The organism is Citrobacter sp. Cpo015, assembly GCF_030333035.1.
Classification (GTDB): domain Bacteria; phylum Pseudomonadota; class Gammaproteobacteria; order Enterobacterales; family Enterobacteriaceae; genus Citrobacter; species Citrobacter portucalensis.
Genome location: NZ_JAOWGS010000036.1, coordinates 116484 through 135959, shown reverse-complemented (window position 1 = coordinate 135959; position 19476 = coordinate 116484). Strand labels below are relative to the sequence as shown.

At 51.2% G+C, this 19476-nt stretch carries 15 protein-coding genes; 10 read left to right on the top strand and 5 right to left on the bottom strand.

Annotated elements, in window-relative coordinates:
• Positions 1–70: 70 nt before the first annotated feature.
• Positions 71–1426, bottom strand: coding sequence for an alpha-galactosidase (gene melA, locus OGY67_RS15750; RefSeq protein ID WP_008786970.1), 1356 nt, complete (start codon positions 1424–1426; stop codon positions 71–73).
• Between the two features lie 269 nt (positions 1427–1695).
• Here melA and melR point away from each other — a divergent pair, with 269 nt between their 5' ends.
• The 7 genes from melR to pmrB all read left to right on the top strand — a co-directional run bounded on the left by melR (position 1696) and on the right by pmrB (position 11214).
• Positions 1696–2628, top strand: a complete 933-nt coding sequence (gene melR / locus OGY67_RS15745) for a transcriptional regulator MelR (protein ID WP_003826756.1) — start codon at positions 1696–1698, stop codon at positions 2626–2628.
• A gap of 237 nt (positions 2629–2865) precedes the next feature.
• Positions 2866–5133 carry an arginine decarboxylase gene (gene adiA, locus OGY67_RS15740; protein ID WP_020996085.1) on the top strand — a complete coding sequence of 756 codons (2268 nt, stop codon included), beginning with the start codon at positions 2866–2868 and terminating at the stop codon, positions 5131–5133.
• A 314-nt stretch (positions 5134–5447) separates the two neighbouring features.
• A complete protein-coding gene (locus OGY67_RS15735) occupies positions 5448–6209 on the top strand; it encodes an AraC family transcriptional regulator (protein WP_008786968.1) in 762 nt (253 codons plus the stop codon).
• Between the two features lie 127 nt (positions 6210–6336).
• Entirely contained in the window at positions 6337–7674 is a 1338-nt protein-coding gene (gene adiC / locus OGY67_RS15730) for an arginine/agmatine antiporter (protein ID WP_003031853.1), read from the top strand.
• A 146-nt stretch (positions 7675–7820) separates the two neighbouring features.
• Positions 7821–9458, top strand: coding sequence for a phosphoethanolamine transferase EptA (gene eptA / locus OGY67_RS15725; protein WP_048236317.1), 1638 nt, complete (start codon positions 7821–7823; stop codon positions 9456–9458).
• A gap of 4 nt (positions 9459–9462) precedes the next feature.
• On the top strand, positions 9463–10131 hold the full coding sequence (pmrA, locus tag OGY67_RS15720; protein WP_008786966.1) for a two-component system response regulator PmrA: 669 nt from the start codon (positions 9463–9465) through the stop codon (positions 10129–10131).
• A complete protein-coding gene (gene pmrB, locus OGY67_RS15715; protein ID WP_286574135.1) occupies positions 10132–11214 on the top strand; it encodes a two-component system sensor histidine kinase PmrB in 1083 nt (360 codons plus the stop codon). It begins immediately after the preceding gene.
• Here pmrB and pmrR read toward each other — a convergent pair.
• Entirely contained in the window at positions 11208–11297 is a 90-nt protein-coding gene (pmrR, locus tag OGY67_RS15710; protein ID WP_003826741.1) for an LpxT activity modulator PmrR, read from the bottom strand. The genes pmrB and pmrR overlap by 7 nt on opposite strands.
• A gap of 149 nt (positions 11298–11446) precedes the next feature.
• Positions 11447–12949, bottom strand: a complete 1503-nt coding sequence (gene proP, locus OGY67_RS15705) for a glycine betaine/L-proline transporter ProP (protein WP_003826737.1) — start codon at positions 12947–12949, stop codon at positions 11447–11449.
• A 699-nt stretch (positions 12950–13648) separates the two neighbouring features.
• On the opposite strand from proP, the gene kdgT reads away from it, so the two are divergent.
• On the top strand, positions 13649–14647 hold the full coding sequence (kdgT, locus tag OGY67_RS15700; RefSeq protein WP_003826735.1) for a 2-keto-3-deoxygluconate transporter: 999 nt from the start codon (positions 13649–13651) through the stop codon (positions 14645–14647).
• A 30-nt stretch (positions 14648–14677) separates the two neighbouring features.
• Here kdgT and OGY67_RS15695 read toward each other — a convergent pair whose 3' ends face one another.
• Positions 14678–15571, bottom strand: coding sequence for a diguanylate cyclase regulator RdcB family protein (locus OGY67_RS15695; protein ID WP_286574133.1), 894 nt, complete (start codon positions 15569–15571; stop codon positions 14678–14680).
• Positions 15568–17925, bottom strand: a complete 2358-nt coding sequence (gene crfC, locus OGY67_RS15690; RefSeq protein WP_286574132.1) for a clamp-binding protein CrfC — start codon at positions 17923–17925, stop codon at positions 15568–15570. The genes OGY67_RS15695 and crfC overlap by 4 nt, the downstream gene beginning before the upstream one ends.
• Positions 17926–18466: 541 nt before the next feature.
• Here crfC and OGY67_RS15685 point away from each other — a divergent pair.
• Positions 18467–18802: a zinc ribbon domain-containing protein YjdM gene (locus OGY67_RS15685; RefSeq protein ID WP_003031835.1), complete on the top strand. Its 336-nt coding sequence runs from the start codon at positions 18467–18469 to the stop codon at positions 18800–18802.
• A gap of 139 nt (positions 18803–18941) precedes the next feature.
• Complete coding sequence (yjdN, locus tag OGY67_RS15680; protein WP_286574130.1) at positions 18942–19391, top strand: VOC family metalloprotein YjdN; 450 nt, start codon at positions 18942–18944, stop codon at positions 19389–19391.
• The last annotated feature ends 85 nt before the right edge of the window (positions 19392–19476 follow it).

Genomic DNA, 19476 nt, shown 5'->3' with positions numbered 1-19476 from the left:
AGCGCCCGCCTTCTGTAAGAGGAAACGTCAGAGGTTAAACGCCGGATACAATGCCCGGCGTGATTGTGTATTAACGGTGCAGCCAGGCCGGCAGCCAGTCGCCGTGAGACGCGATCAGGTCGTCCACCAGCGCATAAATCTCTTCAATCCCCAGTACCGCGGCGGTATGCGGATCCATCATCGCCGCGTGATAAACGCGATCGCGATTCTCCGTCAAGATGGCTTCCGTTAGCAGGGTCTGAACATTGATATTGGTTTGCATCATGGCCGCCAAATGTGACGGGAGAGTCCCGACTTTCGTTGGCTGAATACCATTCGCATCAACCAGACAAGCGACCTCAACGCAGCAGCCTTGCGGCAGGTTATCGATCAGATTGTCATTGCGAACGTTGCCATACACGACGCTCGGTTCACCGGTCCAGATAGCGTTCATGATAGTGCTGGCATATTCGCGCGACGGTTTAATGTCGATCCGCTCAGCCGTTTTGTACTCTTCCAGCTCTTTTTTCCAGTTCGCCAACTGTTCCACACAACGTTTCGGATATTCATCCAATGGCACCTTATAGCGCTCAATCAGATCTTCACGCCCCGGTTTGATAAACCACGGCGTATATTCAGCGAAGTGCTCCGACGATTCGGTGACGAAATACCCCAGTTTTTTGAACATTTCATAGCGCACAATGTTCTGGCAACGGGTATTTCCGTGAATATTTGGTTTCGGCGCCTGACCGGATTCATAGGCCGCCAGCAGCTCCGGGTAGAGATTCACATAGGCACCGTCCGCCGTTTTGCGCTCCAGCTCCAGATAAAACGCCATATGGTTGATCCCGGCACTGCGATAGCGCAAAGAAGCAGGGTCGATGTTCAGATCGCGGGCCAACTCCTCCGCCGTCCCCTGCACCGAATGACACAACCCAACCTGCTTAATATGCGGATAGCGCGCATACATTGCCCAGGTGTTCATTGCCATCGGGTTAACGTAGTTAAGCATTGTGGCCTGCGGACAAACTTCGGTCATATCCTCACAAATCTGCCATAAATGCGGGATGGTGCGCAGCGCGCGCATAATGCCGCCCGGCCCCAGCGTGTCGGCAATCGTCTGCTCCAGACCATGGCGTTTACACACCGTAAAATCGGTAACGGTACAGGGTTCATAGCCGCCGATCTGGAAAGCGACCACCACAAAATCGGCATCCTGTAATGCCGCTTTTTGATCGGTATAGCAGGTGATTCGTCCAGACGCGCCCGCAGAATCCATCAACTTGCGCACAACAACGTGTGATTCTTCCAGACGCGTAGGATCGAGATCCATCAAGGCGATATGCGCAGATTTAAGCGCATCGCGGTGAAAGACGTCCCCAAGAATATTTTTGACGAAAATCGTGGAACCGGCGCCGATAAAGGTAATTTTGGGTGCAGACATCATGACTCTCCAGAACATTAGTGAACACAGTCATGGTGGCACAGCGCATAGATGAAAACCTCCGACTTCCCTGCTGAGCATTCCCATAAACTCAGATCATCACTCTGCGCCCTATTGGATCTGAGTTTATGGGACAAAATTACCCAAAAAGCAGAGTATGCGGCCGCAAAATGTCGCTATGCTCAATGGTAACGGTCCAATTTGTGTCCTGATTCTCAGCCTTAATACGTGTTAAATGACATGATTCTGATAATTCAGGAAATGGAGCAACCATGAGTACATTACCGACATCGCCTCTCCCTCCCGATCCGCACATGTGCAGTAGCGATGAAGAACAAACCCGCAGCCCGCTATCGCTGTACTCAGAATATCAACGGATGGATATCGAGTTGCGCTCACCGCATGCTATGCCTGCCAGCCACTGGCATGGGCAGGTGGAGATCAATGTTCCGTTTGATGGTGACGTCGAATACCTTATCAACAATGAAGTCGTGCAGATAAAACAGGGACACATCACGCTATTCTGGGCCTGTACACCGCATCAGCTCACGCGTCCGGGTAGCTGCCAAAGTATGGCTATCTTCAATTTACCGATGCACCTTTTCCTCTCCTGGCCGCTGGATCGCGAGCTGATCAACCATGTTACCCATGGAATGGTCATCAAATCGCTGGCGTCGCAGCAGTTGAGCACCTTTGAGGTTCAGCGCTGGCAACAGGAACTGAGCAACCCGAACGAACAAATTCGCCAGCTCGCCATTGATGAAATTGGTCTGATGCTCAAACGGTTTAGCCTTTCCGGCTGGCAGCCTATCCTGGTCAATAAAACCTCGCGGACCCACAAAAACAGCGTGTCGCGGCACGCCCAGTTTTACGTCAGCCAAATGCTGAGCTTTATTGCCGACAACTACGATCAGGCGCTCACCATCAACGACGTCGCGGAACACGTGAAGCTCAACGCTAACTACGCGATGGGGATTTTCCAACGCGTAATGCAACTCACCCTGAAGCAGTACATCACGGCAATGCGGATCAATCACGTCCGCGCATTGCTTAGCGATACCGATAAAACCATTCTCGACGTTGCGTTGACTGCCGGATTCCGATCCAGCAGCCGTTTTTATGACACCTTCAGCAAGTTTGTCGGCATGTCGCCGCAGCAGTACCGCAAACTGAGCCAGCAGCATCGGCAAACAATCGCTGGTTGATATCATTCGGCAATATCAGTATCAGCCAAAAAAATATTCCCCCTGTCGATAAACGGCGGTGAAAAACCGCCAACAAGCAAACATAACCTACTGTTTAAAAACAAATTAAACACAAATTAGACTATTTTTTACCCGCTTTACAGCCCATTTTGACAGGATAATACTTGCCTGCGTCACATTCATACGGTGTGTCTGCAATTCATAGATTGCAACCTTTCCACAACCGGGTAAAAGATGATGAAAGTATTAATTGTTGAAAGTGAGTTTCTGCATCAGGACACCTGGGTCGGTAGCGCTGTCGAACGTCTGGCTGACGCATTAAGCCGCCAAAATGTTACCGTCATTAAGTCCACCTCATTCGACGATGGTTACGCAATCCTCGCCGCCAATGAAGCCATTGATTGCCTGATGTTCAGCTATCAAATGGAACAACAAGACGAACACCTGAACGTCAGGCAATTGATCGGCAAGCTCCACGAGCGCCAGCAAAACGTTCCCGTTTTCCTGCTGGGCGATCGCGAAAAAGCCACCGCATCGCTGGATCGCGACCTGCTGGAGCTTGTCGATGAATTCGCCTGGATTCTGGAAGACACCGCAGACTTTATCGCCGGTCGCGCCGTTGCGGCAATGACCCGCTACCGCCAACAACTTCTGCCACCGCTGTTCAGCGCGCTGATGAAGTACGGCGACATCCATGAATACTCCTGGGCAGCACCGGGGCACCAGGGCGGCGTCGGATTCACCAAAACGCCAGCCGGTCGTTTCTATCATGATTACTACGGTGAAAACTTATTCCGTAGTGACATGGGTATTGAACGTGCATCGCTCGGCTCGCTGCTGGATCATACCGGCGCGTTTGGCGAGAGCGAAAAATATGCCGCCCGCGTGTTTGGCGCTGACCGCTCCTGGTCCGTGGTGGTCGGGACTTCCGGCTCTAACCGCACCATCATGCAGGCTTGTATGACCGATGATGACGTCGTGGTGCTGGATCGTAACTGCCATAAATCCATCGAGCAGGGGCTTATCCTCACCGGGGCAAAACCGGTGTACATGGTGCCAAGCCGCAACCGGTACGGCATTATCGGGCCTATCTACCCGCAGGAAATGCAGCCTGAAACATTGCAGAAAAAGATCAGCGAAAGCCCGCTGACCAAGGGTAAAGCCGGGCAAAAACCGTCTTACAGCGTTGTGACCAACTGTACCTACGACGGTGTTTGCTACAACGCCAAAGAGGCCCAGGACCTGCTCGCGCAAACCAGCGATCGCATCCACTTCGATGAGGCCTGGTACGGCTATGCTCGCTTCAACCCAATTTACGCCGATCACTACGCCATGCGTGGCGCGCCGGGCGATCATAACGGTCCTACCGTTTTTGCCACCCACTCGACCCACAAACTGCTGAATGCGCTTTCTCAGGCATCTTACATTCACGTTCGTGAAGGTCGTGGGGCCGTGAACTTCTCCCGCTTTAACCAGGCGTACATGATGCACGCCACTACCTCTCCGCTGTATGCCATCTGCGCCTCAAACGACGTGGCGGTTTCCATGATGGACGGTAACAGCGGCCTGTCGCTCACCCAGGAAGTGATCGACGAAGCGGTCGATTTCCGTCAGGCCATGGCGCGGTTGTACAAAGAATTCACCGCCGAAGGCGACTGGTTCTTCAAACCGTGGAACAAAGAGATTGTGACCGATCCGCAGACCGGCAAAACCTATGACTTTGCCGATGCGCCAACTCAACTCCTGACCACCGACCAGAACTGCTGGGTAATGCGCCCGGGTGAATCCTGGCACGGATTTAAAGACCTGCCGGATAACTGGAGCATGCTGGACCCGATCAAAGTCAGCATTCTGGCTCCGGGGATGGGCGACGATGGTGAACTGGAAGAGAACGGCGTACCGGCTGCACTGGTCACCGCCTGGCTTGGCCGCCACGGCATCGTGCCGACCCGTACCACCGATTTCCAGATTATGTTCCTGTTCTCCATGGGGATTACCCGCGGGAAATGGGGCACACTGATCAACACGTTGTGCTCTTTCAAACACCATTACGATGCCAATACCCCGCTGGCACAGGTGATGCCAGAACTGGTTGAGGAACATCCAGACACTTACGCCAACATGGGCATTCACGATCTGGGCGACACCATGTTCGCCTGGCTGAAAGAGAACAACCCTGGCGCACGTCTTAACGCGGCCTACTCCGGCCTGCCTGTTGCTGAAATCACCCCGCGTGAAGCCTATAACGCGATAGTCAGCGATAACGTTGAGATGGTGGCCATTGAAAATCTGCCGGGTCGTATAGCCGCGAATTCCGTTATTCCTTACCCACCAGGAATTCCGATGCTGCTGTCCGGGGAAAACTTTGGCGACGCCAATAGCCCGCAGATTAGTTATCTACGTTCGTTGCAGTCCTGGGACCACCACTTCCCTGGATTTGAACATGAAACCGAAGGAACGGAAATTATTGACGGTGTGTACCACGTTATGTGCGTGAAAGCATAATGTCGTTTTATAGATAGTCCGATGTTTAAGGTAGACATGTCATGCTTGAGTAATTCCTGAGTATTGCTGCAAAACAATAACATTGTCATACCTTTTTGCGCGGGACCACCCCGCGCTTTTTTTATACGCAAATAGCGCCTTTCCACTTGCGTACAAAAATGTGTACATAAGAAAAATCCCGCCAAACATTGTAATTAATTTCAGACACGTTATTTTATTGCAGTCCTGGTTTCATCATACAATTTCAATTTAGCCGATTTGGCTCATCTGATGTTGAGCTACGGTGTTTTATGTTCATATTCCTGGAGTTGGGTATGAGGCTTTGCAGCAAAGAAGCTTGTGTTGTTGTATTAACGGAGAAGGATGTTTGGTTAAGGATTAACGGTAAAGAAGCCATCAGTTTAAAAGCTAATCATATGGCGCTGGTGGCATGCGATAATAATATTATCGATTTCTCATCACTTAATAACGCATTGGTCGTACATATCAGCCGCGATATCATTAAAGATTATCTGCGCTTTTTAAATAAAGACCTTTCACAGATCCCACTCTGGCAACGCAGTGCCAGCCCAGTGATGACCGCCGCGTGTCTGACGCCGGATGTCTTCAGGGTGGCAGCCCAACACAGCGTAATGGACACAGTGAACGAAGCTGAAAGAGAGCGTACGCGCTCGCTACTGTTCACGGTGTTATCACGCTTTCTCGACAGCAAAAAGTTTATTTCTTTGCTCATGTATATGCTGCGCAACTGTATCAGCGATAGCGTTTATCACATTATTGAGAGCGATATACATAAAGACTGGAATTTAAGCATGGTTGCCAGTTGCTTATGCCTGAGTCCCAGTTTGTTAAAGAAAAAGCTCAAAAGTGAAAATACAAGTTACAGCCAAATAATTACCACATGTCGCATGCGATATGCCGTCAATCAATTACTGATGGACGGCAAAAACATTTCTCAGGTCTCTCAACTGTGTGGATATAACAGTACCTCATACTTTATCTCCGTATTCAAAGAGTTCTATGGGATGACGCCTCTGCATTATGTGAGTCAACATAGGGAGCCATCCGCCGCCTGATTTTTAATCAGTTAGCGATAAGCCATAATAATATCAGCATTAGCGATACCCCAGCTCCGTCATCATTAAATAGACTTTTGACGAGGTATGATAAGGCGTCATTTATCCTTATCAGGAGTTAAAAAATATGTCGACGGATGCTGATGCTCACAAAGTGGGCTTAATCCCCGTCACCCTTATGGTGTCGGGGAATATTATGGGTTCCGGTGTATTCCTGCTACCCGCAAACCTTGCGTCAACTGGCGGGATTGCAATCTACGGATGGTTGGTCACGATTATCGGTGCTCTGGCACTGTCGATGGTGTACGCCAAAATGTCGTCCTTAGACTCCAGTCCCGGTGGTTCTTATGCTTACGCCCGCCGCTGCTTCGGTCCTTTTTTGGGCTACCAGACCAACGTGCTGTACTGGCTGGCCTGCTGGATTGGTAACATCGCCATGGTGGTCATTGGCGTCGGTTACCTGAGCTACTTCTTCCCCATCTTAAAAGATCCGCTGGTCCTGACGCTGACCTGCGTCGTAGTGCTGTGGATCTTCGTATTACTGAACATTGTCGGACCGAAAATGATCACCCGCGTGCAGGCCGTCGCAACGGTACTGGCACTGGTGCCAATTGTCGGGATTGCCGTCTTCGGCTGGTTCTGGTTCCGCGGTGAAACCTATATGGCAGCCTGGAACGTCAGCGGGATGAACACCTTCGGCGCGATTCAAAGCACTCTGAACGTCACCTTGTGGTCATTTATCGGGGTGGAAAGCGCCTCCGTTGCGGCTGGCGTGGTTAAAAATCCCAAACGTAACGTACCTATCGCTACCATGGGCGGCGTGCTGATTGCCGCTGTTTGCTACGTGCTCTCCACCACCGCAATCATGGGTATGATCCCTAACGCGGCGCTGCGTGTATCAGCCTCCCCGTTCGGTGATGCCGCACGTATGGCGCTGGGTGACACCGCTGGGGCGATAGTTTCCTTCTGTGCTGCTGCCGGGTGTCTTGGTTCTCTGGGCGGCTGGACGCTGCTTGCCGGGCAAACCGCCAAAGCCGCAGCCGATGACGGCCTGTTCCCACCGATTTTTGCCCGCGTGAACAAAGCCGGTACGCCAGTGGCCGGGTTAATTATCGTCGGCATCCTGATGACCATCTTCCAGTTCAGCAGCATGTCGCCGAACGCAGCAAAAGAGTTTGGTCTGGTCTCTTCGGTCTCCGTTATCTTCACCCTGGTGCCGTATCTGTATACCTGCGCCGCGCTGCTGCTGCTCGGCCATGGCCACTTTGGTAAAGCACGCCCGATGTACTTACTGGTGACCTTTATCGCCTTTGTCTACTGCATCTGGGCGGTTGTCGGTTCCGGCGCCAAAGAAGTGATGTGGTCGTTCGTCACGCTGATGATCATCACCGCGCTGTACGCACTGAACTACAACCGGATCCATAAAAACCCGTATCCATTGGATGCACCAGTGAACAATAACTAACTTAAGCAATCGTCATTGCCCGATGGCGTCAGTTCATCGGGCCTCCGCTGCCTCGCTGATATTCGAGAAATCAACATTAAGAACTTAAGGTTGGCTTAACTTTACTTTGAGAGGATTTGCGCCACTTAGTCGATGGAACCCCCTTAATGTTAAAGCTCTTGTTTAAAAGGCCCACTCTCGGGCTAATCAGCTGGCTCCTGCTGATCTCATTTTATCTTGCGACCTTCCTGAACATTGCGTTCTATAAACAAGTGCTGCAAGACCTGCCTCTGGACTCTGTGCGTAACGTGCTGGTGTTTTTATCAATGCCGGTGGTCGCGTTCAGCGTCATGAACATCGTGCTGACGCTGGCCTCATTCCTGTGGCTTAATCGCCTGGTGGCGTGCATTTTCATTCTGGTTGGCGCATCGGCCCAATATTTCATCATGACTTACGGCATCATCATCGACCGCTCGATGATCGCCAATATGATGGACACTACGCCCGCCGAAACCTTTGCTTTGCTAACGCCGCAAATGCTCATCACGCTCGGGGTGAGCGGCATTCTGGCCGCGCTCATTGCCTGCTGGGTAAAAATTAAACCGATCACGCCAGTCATGCGCAGCATACTGTTTCGTGGCGCGAACATTCTGATCTCCGCGCTGCTGATCGTGCTGGTTGCTGCATTCTTCTATAAAGATTACGCCTCACTGTTTCGCAACAACAAAGAACTGGTGAAATCCCTCAGTCCATCCAACAGCATTGTGGCGACGTCATCCTGGTATTCACACCAGCGACTGGCCCACCTGCCGCTGGTGCGCATTGGCGAAGATGCCCATCGCAATCCGTTGATGGTGAAAGAAAAGCGTAAGAACCTGACGATTGTGGTTCTCGGCGAGACCTCGCGCGGCGATAACTTCTCGCTGTCAGGCTACTCGCGCCAGACCAACCCGCTGCTGGAAAAAGATGATGTGGTCTATTTCCCCCGCACCACATCCTGCGGAACGGCAACGGCAGTATCAGTACCCTGCATGTTCTCGGATATGCCACGCGCGCACTACGACGAAGAACTGGCACAGCATCAGGAAGGCGTACTCGACATCATTCAGCGGGCGGGAATTAACGTTCTGTGGAACGATAACGACGGCGGCTGCAAAGGAGCCTGTGATCGGGTTCCACACCAGAATATGACTAAGCTGAACCTGCCTGGGCAGTGTATTGACGGTGAATGCTACGATGAAGTCCTGTTCCACGGGCTGGAAGAGTACATTAATAACCTGCAAGGCGACGGCGTGATTGTGCTGCATACCATCGGCAGCCACGGTCCGACCTATTACAACCGCTATCCTGCGCAGTTTAAGAAATTTACGCCAACCTGCGATACCAACGAAATCCAGACCTGTTCGCAGCAACAGTTGGTCAATACTTACGACAACACCATTCTTTACGTTGACTATATTGTTGATAAAGCGATCAATATACTGAAAGAGCATCAGGATAATTTCACCACCAGCCTGGTGTATCTTTCCGATCACGGCGAATCCTTAGGGGAAAATGGCGTCTATTTGCACGGCCTGCCGTATTCGATTGCACCAGATACGCAAAAACATGTGCCGATGCTGCTGTGGCTCTCCGAGGATTATCAGCAACGCTATCAGGTCTCTCAGACATGTTTGCAAAAACGGGCAAGCTCAGAAGACTTCTCGCAGGATAATCTCTTCTCAACTCTGCTGGGATTAACGGGCGTGCAAACACAGAAATATCAGGCGGCAGATGATATTCTGCAACCCTGCCGGGGAGGCTAAACGAATGAAAATTCTGATTGTTGAAGACGACACGTTGTTACTACAGGGACTGATACTCGCTGCACAAACAGAAGGCTACGCCTGTGATGGCGTGTCAACCGCCCGTGCAGCCGAGCAGTGTCTGGAGACCGGACATTACAGTCTGGTTGTGCTGGACCTGGGCTTGCCGGATGAAGACGGTTTGCACTTCCTGACCCGCATCAGACAGAAGAAATACTCTCTCCCCGTGCTGATCCTCACCGCCCGTGACACGCTCAAAGACCGGGTCAGCGGGCTGGATGTGGGTGCCGATGACTATCTGGTCAAACCGTTCGCACTGGAAGAACTGCACGCCCGCATCCGGGCACTTCTGCGTCGCCACAACAATCAGGGTGAAAGTGAATTAATTGTCAGCAATCTGACGCTGAATATCGGTCGTCGCCAGGTGTGGATGGACGGACAAGAGGTTATCTTAACGCCGAAAGAATACGCGCTCCTGTCACGCCTGATGCTCAAAGCGGGCAGCCCGGTACACCGGGAAATTTTGTATAACGACATCTACAGCTGGGATAACGAACCGTCTACCAACACGCTGGAAGTGCACATTCACAATCTGCGCGATAAAGTCGGAAAATCACGCATCCGCACGGTCAGGGGATTTGGCTATATGCTGGTCGCCACTGAGGAAAGCTAAGTGAAGCTGCTGCAATATCTAAAACAACCACTCCCGCTTCGTCATCGTTTAATGCTGACGATTGGTCTTATTCTGCTGGTCTTTCAGTTGATTAGCACCTTCTGGTTGTGGCACGAAAGTACCGAACAAATACAGTTATTCGAACAGGCGTTACGCGAAAATCGTAATAACGATCGCCACATCATGCATGAGATCCGCGAGGCCATCGCCAGCCTGATTGTCCCCGGCATCTTTATGGTCAGCCTGGCGCTGCTGATTTGCTATCAGGCGGTGCGACGAATAACCCGCCCGCTGGCAGATCTGCAAAAAGAGTTAGAGGCGCGAGCAGCCGATAACCTGGCCCCGATTGAAATTCACAGCTCAACCGTTGAGATCCAGGCCGTTGTCTCAGCGCTCAATGACCTGGTAACGCGGCTGACCAGCACTATTGAAAACGAACGTTTATTTACCGCCGATGTCGCCCACGAACTGCGCACACCGCTGTCAGGCGTTCGCCTGCATCTGGAATTATTATCCAAAACCCATAAGGTCGACGTTACGCCGTTGATTGCCCGCCTTGATCAAATGATGGACAGCGTATCGCAACTGCTGCAACTCGCCCGCGTCGGGCAGTCGTTTTCAGCCGGGAACTACCAGCATGTCAAACTGCTGGAGGACGTTATTCTGCCCTCCTACGATGAACTCAGCACCATGCTGGACCAACGTAAACAGACGCTGCTCCTGCCACAAAGCGCGGCGGACGTTGTCGTGCGTGGCGATGCTACGCTGTTGCGGATGCTGCTACGAAATCTGGTGGAAAACGCGCATCGTTACAGCCCGGAAGGCACCTATATTACGATTAGCCTGAACACCGAGCATGATGCCGTCCTGGCCGTCGAAGATGAAGGGCCGGGCATTGATGAAAGTAAATGCGGGGAGTTAAGTAAAGCATTCGTCCGAATGGACAGCCGTTTTGGTGGGATTGGGCTGGGGCTGAGCATTGTCAGTCGTATCACCCAGTTACATCAGGGGCATTTCTATCTGCAAAATCGCCAGGGAGCCAGCGGCACTCGCGCATGGGTGGAATTGGCGAAAGATCAGTAAGAGCTCACCCACACATACAAAAAGCTGCTGACAATCAGCACACTGCACACGGTGGTCAAACTTTCATAAATACGGGTTTTCATGACACTCTCCTCCGAAACTATGGAGGAGAGTTTGCCTGACACAGATTAAGCCAACCTTAAGTTGATATCATAAGACACCTTATCCGGCCTACTGAGTACAACACTGCCCGTAGGCCTGATAAACGTAGTGCCATCAGGCAATAACACCGTTACTCTTCAATACGCGGATGCTGCTGCACCAGACGCGTGCGCTTAACCTGTAGCTCAGCAATTTCCTGATCGATATCTTCGATTTTCTGTTCAATGTTATCGTAGTGTTCGCCGAGGATCTCTTTCGCTTCCTGAATATCCGAAGCAGCAGGTGTCGCGCCTTTCAGCGGCTGATTAGCCGTCTCTTTCATGGTCACGCCGGTAATTAAACCTACTACCGCAATCACCATCAGATAATAAGCAGGCATCATCAGATTCTGCGAGCTTTCCACCAGCCATGCGGCCAATGTCGGAGTCAGACCGGCGATCAATACCGAGATATTAAACGCGGCGGCCAGCGCACTGTAGCGAATATGCGTCGGGAACATCGCCGGTAACGTTGACGCCATCACCCCGGTAAAGCAGTTGAGGATCACCGCCAACATCAGCAACCCGGCGAAAATCAGGCCGATAACATTACTGTTAATCAGAATAAATGCCGGAATCGCCAGCACAAACAGCGCAATACTGCCCATGATCACAAACGGACGACGCCCGAAACGGTCGCTGAGCAACCCCATAATCGGCTGCACAAACAGCATACCAATCATGATGGCGATAATAATCAACACGCCGTGGTCTTCAGAGTAATGCAGGTTATGCGACAGATAGCTCGGCATATAGGTGAGCAGCATGTAGTAGGTGACGTTGGTGGCAATCACCAGACCAACACATGCTAACAGGCTGCGCCAGTGCTTAGTTGCAATCTCTTTAAACGAGACCTTAGGACCTTCCTGCAGACCCTGACGATCGCCCTGCTCCAGTTTATCCACGTGCTGCTGGAACGCCGGCGTCTCTTCCAGCGCATGGCGCAGGTACAGACCAATCAGCCCTAACGGTAGCGCCAGGAAGAACGGAATACGCCAGCCCCACTCAAGGAAGTTATCCTCGCCGACGATAGTTGAGATCAGGACCACCACGCCCGCGCCCAGCACAAACCCGGCAATCGAGCCGAAGTCCAGCCAACTGCCCATAAATCCGCGCTTACGGTCTGGCGAGTACTCTGCGACAAAAATCGATGCCCCGGTATACTCTCCGCCGACCGAGAACCCCTGCGCCATCTTACACAGCAGCAGCAGAATCGGTGCCCAGATACCAATTGAGGCATACGAGGGAATAAGACCGATACAGAAGGTACTGATCGACATAATCACGATGGTGATAGCGAGTATCTTCTGACGACCGTATTTATCGCCGAGCATACCGAAGAACAATCCGCCAAGCGGTCGAATCAGAAAGGGAACAGAGAAGGTGGCGAGTGCAGCAACCATCTGCACGCTGGGGTCAGCCCCCGGGAAGAACACTTTACCTAATGCGTAAGCAACAAATCCATAAACACCAAAATCGAACCACTCCATCGCATTACCTAACGACGCTGCGGTAATGGCTTTCCGCAATTTACCGTCATCAATGATGGTAACGTCGCGCAGCGTTATCGGTTTTATTTTTTTCCTTTTTAGCATACTCGTCCTCATAGACTTAGCCCTGTCACGCTCCAGTTCGAGTCCCCTAACGCCCATGCGTCAGGGTCATCACCGAGCGGGGAATGCACAGGCGCATTCCCTGTAACAAGCGTAGCAGGTTTACTTACACTGACGAGAAACGCGCAGTACAACCGAACCTGTTGACGCCTGATTGGGCGGTTAATGACCTCTTTACCCTAACAGCGTTTAAATTTGTGATCAACTTCACATATAGTTTTTCATTTCGTCAACATGCGTAAATTAGGTCATTCTTAGTCAGCTTTTTTACATGTAATGCTTGCGATTTAATGACAATTAAATACAAGAATAAATCGCTTTATTGCACCAACAATCACAGCGGTCACTATTATTCTGCTAGCAAAAAAACCACCTAATCCTTTCACAAAAAGATCACAGCTTTTTTAATAATCAGAGCGACCGGGAACTTTTGCGCGGAATATGTGATGAAGATAACTAAAACATCGTTTTATTTTGATTGAATCAATGTTCCTGTGAATGCAAACTAATTCCAGACGCAATATCCCTGGGAGCAGCAACACGCTCAACGTATGCCGCGTTAGATTTTATAAAACAAAGAGATAGCGATTTTCTTTGTTAAGAAACACCAGTAACTATTTGAATTTATTAATTTTTACCCTCTTGCGCGAGTTTTAGCAGCGACAAGACATGAGGACGTTTATGAAAATTAAAGCCACGATTGAACGCATCCCCGGCGGAATGATGTTGATTCCTCTGTTATTAGGCGCAGTGTTAAATACGTTAGCTCCGGATACCGGTGCGTATTTCGGTTCGTTTACCAAAGGAATGATCAGCGGAACGGTACCGATTCTGGCAGTGTGGTTTTTTTGTATCGGCGCATCTATTGATTTGCGGGCAACCGGTACGGTATTACGCAAGTCCGGTACGCTGGTAATAACCAAAATAGCCGTGGCGTGGGTAGTGGCAATGATTGCTGCTTCATTTATTCCTGATACCGGTATTCAAACCGGGTTCTTTGCAGGCCTCTCAGTTTTGGCAATTGTCTCCGCAATGGACATGACCAACGGTGGTTTGTACGCCAGCCTGATGAACCAGTACGGCACCAAAGAAGAGTCCGGCGCATTTGTGTTGATGTCTCTGGAATCCGGTCCGTTGATGACCATGGTGATCCTCGGCTCTGCGGGTCTGGCCTCCTTCGAGCCACACCATTTCATCGGCGCGGTATTACCGTTCCTGATTGGCTTTACGTTGGGCAACCTGGATCACGACCTGCGTTCTTTCTTCAGCAAAGCCACACCGGTGCTGATCCCGTTCTTCGGCTTCGCGTTGGGTAACACTATTAACCTGAGCGTGATCGTTGATACCGGTCTGCTGGGTATCCTGCTGGGTGTCGCGGTTATCGTCATCACCGGTATCCCGCTGATTATTGCTGACCGTGTTATTGGTGGCGGGAACGGTACGGCAGGCGTCGCAGCCTCTTCAGCAGCAGGCGCTGCGGTAGCAAACCCGGTGATTATCGCCCAGATTAACCCGGCGTTCGAACCGGTTGCCGCATCCGCTACGGCGCTGGTTGCCGCCAGCGTAATTGTCACCGCCATTCTGGTGCCGATTATCACCGCGCTGTACGCCAAACGTTTTAATAAAAACCTGGTCGCCAACGAAGCGGTGGCCACCCCGGCAGACTCTCTGCACCACTAAACCTGCCTTTATCCTACTCACCAGCCCTGCTCAATTGACGAGCAGGGTCGGTGCAAAAATCTCCTCAACCATCGCATCGACCAGCCGCTTTGCCGAACACAATCGCGGCATTCCCAGCGCCACATTTTGCCAACGCTGCGTCACCGACCAGCTCACAGGATGGCGTTGCGCATCGCACCAGCTCCCCAGCCAGCTCAGCATATCGTTATACTCGCCCGATCCGCCGACAGCTGGCGTGCTGAGCCAATAATGATAGTAATGACGCGTAGCGGGCGCTGCATTCACGCTGTCCGCCAATGCCTGAGCCGCCATGGTTCGCAGGTTGTCTTTTAGCATTAACACCACATCGGCATTCGCTAACCGGCAGGCATCACCAAAAGCTCCCCAACGTAGCTCCTCCAGCGCGACAAAACAGCGTCCTGGTAACGACCAGCCGTCATACGCGCCAGCCCGCCAGCGGGTAAAAATTTGTTCGCTATGCTCGCCCGCCTGAACCGTCAGGCCGCGCTGGGTCAGCGCCTTCTCTTTATACGCCGCACGTTGGGTAAACCAGTCAGTCAGTGAATTTATTTGCTGTAAAAGACCGGGGGTTGAAAGCCCACGCGGGTGTTCTGTTTGTTGCAAAAACATCAGCCCTTCGGCGATCCGTACCAGCGCCAGATGACCCGGGTCAATCATGCCTGCCAGCTTCTCCACCAGCTTAAGGCGCATCACCAGATGCTCGCTGGACACTCCCGCCATCACCCACGCACGCAGTTGCGTCTGGGATAACACTTCCTGCGTCAGACGCGCGCGCAGCCGCTGCTGCTGTTGCAGAAAACCGCCGGAACGTTTGGTTTCATCTCCCTGAACCAGATCGACCATAAACTTCGGGTAGACACACTCCAGCGTCCTCCCGGGGCCTTCCAGTAAAACGTTAGTCATGTGTGCTCGGTTGCAAAAAGGGTATTGATATCGTCACGCAGCAATCGGGAATCTTCATAAAGCCATGCCGCAATCGTAATGCGCTGCTGCAATTGCTCATTCATTGCATTCACCGCGGATTCATTTTGTTGGCGTAGCGTCAGACTCTCACTCAGACTCGCCTGCAATTGCGCCAGGCACAGAGAGAAATCAGCAAAAAATGTGGCCATGCCAGCCGTAACGGAGATATCGACCTGAGCAGCTAAAGCTTTACGAATTTGTTGGCAAAACTGGGAGACGTACTGCACAAGGTTTTTATGCAATGCGCCCATATCAATGAGATAACGCGTTTTTGTTTCGACGTAATCATTCCATCCCCAGTTGGGTTGATTTAGCCAACGAGAGAAAGTGTCACGCACCACACCGCCAGTAGACGGCGCATTTTCTGCCGGAATATCCTGCTCAATGGCCTCGTTAAACAATTGGCGGGTATTGAAATTAAACATCGCCGTATGGAACGCTGGAAAACGGATCCGCGCACGAAAACCGGCGTGGTTTAGCTCCTCTTTCACCCTTTGCTCAATTGGCCGCATCGCGTCATTTAGCGCCCGGGAGAGCGTCGACTCAAGCTGTTCAAAACGCAGGGCTAAGTCCCGGCTGATGCTTTCCTGCGCCGCCAGCAATACCCCCTCACAGGACGAGCGAATTTTATCTAACACAATTTTTGCCTGCCCTTCATCATGCAGCACCAACATCTCTCCGGCCATTTCTGCCGTATTCACAGCATTCCCCAGACCGTGTTGTGACATCATCAGGACGTTTTCTTTGACAAAGAACGTGTTGATACCGCAAAGAATCTCAGTCTGTTGCTCACTGAGATAGACAGCGGCAGCCTCCAGCGCCAGTTCTACTTCATGGCTGACTTCATCGCTCACCCGCCCCTGGCTCACTTCTAACTGCTGCATATCCTCTTCAATATGCGTGATGTTCAGCCGCAGTTTGTCATAGGCGACCGTTAACCCGTGGGCGCGAAATTCCAGATATTCGTGCACGCTTTGTGCATAGTTCAATAACTTATGTGACGCTGAGCGAAGCGCATACAACGAAGCATTAGCATAAGCGGCGTGGATCACTTTCTGAATTGGCTGTTCAAACAGCGAGTCTTCCCACAACAGGTCGGCGGCATGGCGGATGTGTTCTGTATCGTCAAGATCGGTGGTGCGCCAGCGTCTGCCAAGCGCCGCTTCGGCAAAATCCTGCACCCAACGTTGCTCCTGATGATCCGGCAGTCGCCCGCGCGTCGTCAGCTCATGACGCGCCCTGTTCGCCAGATAGCCCCACATTGAGGAGACCGGATAAATTCTTTCAGGGGCGATTCCGCCTTGCATCAACGTGCCGGAAATCAACGCCCGCACCTGTTCTTCATCATCACTGTTGCGGTCTTTCTGATCGAACTTGTTCACCAGCGCATACAGCGGTACTGACTTGCCGACCGCCATAATCGCCTGACGCACTTCCTCATCGGAAATCGATTTCAGTTGGGTGTAATCCAACACCGCCAGCACCGCAGAGGCCCGCACCAGCTGTTCATTGAGCATTTTTTGTAAGTGCGGTTGCCCCGCCTCGTTCGGCCCCGGCGTATCCAGCAGCGTTAATTGCCCTGGGTAGCTTGCCTGTCCGGCCAAATGGACAAACTCAACTTCAATAACCGGAATATGCTCAATCGCGGCATAGGCGGCAAAAGGAAAATCAACGTCCAATGCTTTTGACAGGCGCACCAGGTCGTTCAGGCTTTTAAGGCAATGGAAAATAGGCTGTGCGCCAAGATAATACCGTTCAAATGCCACACCATTTTCAATATGTTGCAGCAGGACATTCATATCCTTGTCAATTTCCAGGGTCTGTGTAAGACGCAGACGATCGCACTCGCGCACGCGCTGCTGCAAAACCTTCATTAAGGCATCAATCGGCGCGACATGTGAAAAATGCAGCACCGGCTCTTTCTGCCCCGGCGTATGGCGTATTAGCGTTGGTAACGCCGTCATGGGGCGATTACGATTAGGTAACACCTCTGTCCCCACAATCGCGTTAATCGTCGTCGATTTTCCCGCTTTCATCGTGCCAACAATCGCCAGCACCATTTCCAGACGCGTAATCTTGCGCAGCTCATTATTGAGCGTTGCTTGCTGGACATCCATGCCACGCGCGCTGAAATGCAGGGGCTGAACAACCTGACTGCTATGCTCTCCTTGTTTTAGCGCGACATCATCCAACGACGTCATAGGCAATTTTTGCAATTGCCTGAGATGTTCAAGCGAGAGCATCAGCAAGCGTTCCGCTTCCTGACTTAATTCATATATTGTCTGTGTGTGCATGGAAAATTTTTCCTTAACGCAAATGGCATTGCTTTTATTTAGCCCAATCGTTTTATTTATAGATTTTTTGGCTTTTATAATTACGTATAGAAATAATTAAAATCAAAACAACCAATTGATATTATTAAAATAAATTTGGTGTATAACCGCTGGCCTGATGCCTCTCACTTATGAAAATAAGTAAGAAAGATAGACAGCGTAGTTCAGTTTTAAAAAATGCCAGCGGAATCCCCCTACTAAATTTAAGGGGTTCAATGATATTCAATCACAATGACTTAGGCATTTCTAAGCAATGTTACCTATGAATATCAGATATTTCGCCTCACCTTATCTTAAATATCTAAGCGTAGCAATTTCCCTTAAAAAATATTCCGCCATACTTTCATTGAGGTGAAAGCAGAGGGTCTTTACAGCAGATCATTTTGCGTAATCGCGCAGTAGTCCCGACAAATGCAGGGATTTTATGTATAATTGCGGCCTTTTTCGGCAATCTGCCATTTTTTGGGCGCATTTGCCCCTGCTGACTTTTGAGGAAATCCACATGTCATTACCACACTGCCCGCAATGCAACTCCGAATACACTTACGAAGATAACGGCATGTTCATCTGCCCGGAATGCGCTCACGAATGGAACGATGCTGAACCGGCGCAGGACAGCGACGAACTGATCGTTAAAGATGCCAACGGCAACCTGCTGGCTGACGGCGACAGCGTTACCGTCGTGAAAGACCTGAAGGTAAAAGGTAGCTCTTCCATGCTGAAGATTGGTACCAAAGTGAAAAACATTCGTCTGGTTGAAGGTGACCACAACATCGATTGCAAAATCGATGGCTTTGGCCCAATGAAGCTGAAATCTGAGTTTGTGAAAAAGAACTGATGCCAATTGCCTGATAGCGCGACGCTAATCAGGTCAACTCCAGCTCATCTGCCAGGCGGGAAGCTCATACTTCCCGCCTGGTTTATTTTTGCAGACGCTAACTACACTTAATTGGCTTCTTTTACCTGAGGTAAAGATTATGCCGTTAAGTCCCTATATCTCCTTTGCAGGCAACTGCGCTGACGCTATCGCCTACTATCAAAAAACGCTAGGCGCTGAGCTACTCTACAAAATCAACTTCGGTGAAATGCCCAAATCGGCGCAGGATAGCGAAGATGGTTGCCCTTCAGGCTTGAAATTCCCCGACACCGCCATCGCCCACGCCAACCTGCGCGTTGCGGGCAGTGACATCATGATGAGCGATAGCGCCCCGGACGGAAATGCTCACTACTCTGGCTTCACGCTGGTGCTCGACACGCAAAACGTCGATGAAGGCAAACGCTGGTTTGATAACCTGGCAGCAAACGGAAAAATCGAAATGGACTGGCAGGAAACCTTCTGGGCCCACGGTTTCGGTAAAGTGAGCGACCAGTATGGCGTGCCGTGGATGATCAACGTCGTCAAACAACAGCACCCCCCTACAGAGTAATCCAACGGGAGGCCAGCCCTCCCGTACTGTCATCAAATAGCGCTCAACTCTTCATCGTCGAGTAACCATCCCTTAACGAAAACGT